This window comes from Bacteroidales bacterium (genome assembly GCA_031275285.1).
Classification (GTDB): domain Bacteria; phylum Bacteroidota; class Bacteroidia; order Bacteroidales; family UBA4181; genus JAIRLS01.
Map to the genome: position 1 here is coordinate 1 of JAISOY010000151.1, position 3,147 is coordinate 3,147.

Annotated in this window: 3 protein-coding genes; all 3 read left to right on the forward strand. The window is 37.0% G+C overall.

Annotation, left to right across the window (positions count from 1 at the left end):
- On the forward strand, window positions 1–901 hold a 901-nt coding region (locus LBQ60_15100), incomplete at its 5' end, for a DUF6057 family protein (GenBank protein ID MDR2039248.1).
- Complete coding sequence (locus tag LBQ60_15105) at window positions 882–2,345, forward strand: hypothetical protein (protein ID MDR2039249.1); 1,464 nt, start codon at window positions 882–884, stop codon at window positions 2,343–2,345. The genes LBQ60_15100 and LBQ60_15105, both read left to right, overlap by 20 nt.
- Window positions 2,345–3,147: DUF6057 family protein (locus tag LBQ60_15110; GenBank protein ID MDR2039250.1), on the forward strand; the 803-nt coding region annotated here is incomplete at its 3' end. The genes LBQ60_15105 and LBQ60_15110, both read left to right, overlap by 1 nt.

The following is a 3,147-nucleotide window of genomic DNA, read 5'->3' on the forward strand; positions in this document are numbered from 1 at the left end:
ACGCATCATAAAAATGGGATCTAACATAGAGAAATATAAATGGGAAGATATCATTAAGACAGGTGAGAAAATATCCCTTAGCCCTTTAAAATGTTTTTACATGAATCTGGCATTACAAAAATCAGGTCAACTACCCGACAAAATGTTTCACTATGATCAGATTGGAGTGCAGGGACTTGTCATAGATGATCCGCAGGATTATACGTCGAGCTATATGTTGAGTGATCTTTTTTTCCAGCTGGGCCTGATGAACGAATGTATACATTATGCATATAATTCAATGGTAGGACATACCTATTATAAGGAGATAGCCGTACAGACAGTAAAACGTTTACTTTCATGTGCTATCCTTAAGCAGGATGATCTGTTAATCAAAAAGTATGATCAATACCTCTCAAACACCTTATTTTACAGAAACTGGAAAAAGAAAAACGAAACTGATATAAGAAAAATACAACCGATTGAAATGCGTGATCTTCTGGTTCAGGGAGATTTTAGCTACATTCTTGAAGGTGTTCTGAAAAAAAATCCGTTACACCAGATGGCTTTTGAATACCTGATGGCTTATTATTTATTAGAACGGGATTATGAAAATGCGAAAACTAGTTACGACCGTTATTTTTCGAACTTTAATTACCCTTCGATTCCTGTCCATTATGCCGAATTCTTAGTCCTGTATAAACATCTCAAAGAAGAAGATGATCATTTTTATGATCGTTATCCAATAAGTAGGGAGATCCGCGAACAATTTGAAATGATGGACGTACTCATTTCAGCTCCTATCACTAAACAAATACAAAAAGTATTGGAAGACAGATATCAAAATACATACTGGCTTTATGTAAAATTTCCTCTTGTCAATATTTCTACTCCTCAAAAAAATGAAAAGACCATCTATTAAATTAATACTACCGTTTTTTTTGGGCGTTATATTTTCATGTACACGTATATCGGAATATTCACCTGCCGGTAAATCATTACAAGTATTTCCTGACTTTTCAGGAACGACTGTACCTTATAATATAGCGCCGCTTAATTTTTATATTCATGGAGATACCGGCAGATACCTTGTCCGTTTTATCGCAGGTGCCGATTCCTTTGATATTCATCGCCGGAATAAGGTAATGATACCCCAGCGTAAATGGAAACGCCTGTTGAATAACCATAAAGGGGAAAATCTGACCATACGTCTCTTTTCAGAAAAAAATAAAAAATGGCTGAAATATCAGGATATGACTATCCTCATTGCTGCTGAACCTGTTGATCCGTATATTGCCTATCGTCTGATTGAACCCGGATATGAGTTCTGGGGTGAAATGGGAATTTACCAGCGTCACCTGGAATCTTTTGAAGAAACACCGGTGATGGTAAATACGCTTACAGATGGTAATTGTATGAATTGTCATTCTTTTCATAAAAATAATCCTGAAAAAATGCTTTTTCATATGCGCGCAAAGCATGCCGGTACTATTGTGGTAAAAGACGGGGAAGTAAAAAAAATAGATACAAAAACACCGGACAATGTATCTGCAGGAGTCTATCCCCGGTGGCATCCCAATGGAAGATTTATCGCTTTTTCAGTCAATCAGACATCTCAAGCATTTCATACGGTACATGAGAACCTGATTGAGGTGTATGACCGGGAATCAGATATTATTATTTACGATACGGAAAAAGAAGTCATCTATATAAGTCCGGTGATTCATTCAGCCGATCGTTTTGAGACATATCCGGAATGGTCTCCCGACGGTAAATCTTTATTTTTCTGTAGTGCAGGCGCTAAGGATATGCCGCAGGAATACCAATCCTTAAAGTATGATCTTTTTCGTGTAGACTTTGATCCGCAGACCGGAAAGATCGGGAATAAAATTGATACAACATTACTGGCTTCAAGTATGGGCAAAAGCGTGGCGCACCCACGGATTTCACCTGATGGGAAACAAATGGTGATTTGTTTATCAAATTTTGGCACATTTCCGATATGGCACAAAGAGAATGACTTGTATCTTTTAGACATGCAGACCCATGAGCTAAACCCTATAACAGAAGTAAACAGTACTGAAAGTGATAGTTACCATTCGTGGTCTACCAATGGAAATTGGATGGTTTTTGGTAGCCGTCGGATCGATGGATTATACACCCGGCCTTACATCGCATATTTCGATTCAAACGGCAAATTTCATCCGCCTTTTTTATTACCGCAAAAAGATCCGTTATGGTATGATGAATCCATGAAATCATACAATATACCGGAATTCATATCCGGAAAAATAAAAACCAGTATACGCACTTTTGAAAGGGTATCTAAAGGTAATGCTAAGATTTTAAAAAGTTTATCATTGTAATGAAACCGGGGATCGACAAGCGTAAATTCTTTGCTATTAACTTCTATATTATAACAGCTGTTTTTTTTGTGGTTTCTATAGTATGGATGCTTCAGCACATAAAATACCATGTATTGCAGCAACATGAACAACTGCAGTTATTTCGTACCGGATGGTCTTATTTTACTGGATATATGGGCAAGCCGGGAGGCTTACTTAGCTATACAGGTGCTTTTTTTTCACAGTTCTTTTTCAACCATTGGATAGCTGCATCTGTTATGGGTGGAATAATCGTATTAATCTATATAATATACATATTGGTATGCCGGAAAAAAGGCAATATCTATCCTGTGTTTTCCTTGACAATGATACTCCCGGTGTTGTTACTGATGTGCGTCGCAGATCCCCAGATTAAACCGTCTTACTTATTAGGTCTCCTTACCTGTATTTCTTTCTTTCTGTTTTTTTTACAGTTAAAGGTAAATAACCGGTATATCGGGGGAATCATACTAATCGTGCTCGCTTATTTTTTATCAGGTGGGAATGGATTACTATTGGGTATATTTATCATCATTGATGAAATGTTCAGATCAGAACGTTCCTGGTGGTTCATCGGAACTGTATCAATTATCATGGCAGTTGTACCTTATTGTGCATGGCAGATGATTTATCTTGTACCTCTCCGTGAAGCTTACTTTTCCCTCCTTCCTTTTAACTTGATTTTTCCTAATAAGATAGCCATAATTACATGGATTTTATTTCCTGCATTTTATGCGATCTGGAATCGGTCGGGACATTTCTTATCAACTGTATTATATAAATG

Coding starts and splice junctions, on each gene's coding strand:
- LBQ60_15105 (MDR2039249.1), top strand. CDS start 882: ATGAAAAGACCATCTATTAAATTAATACTACCGTTTTTTTTGGGCGTT.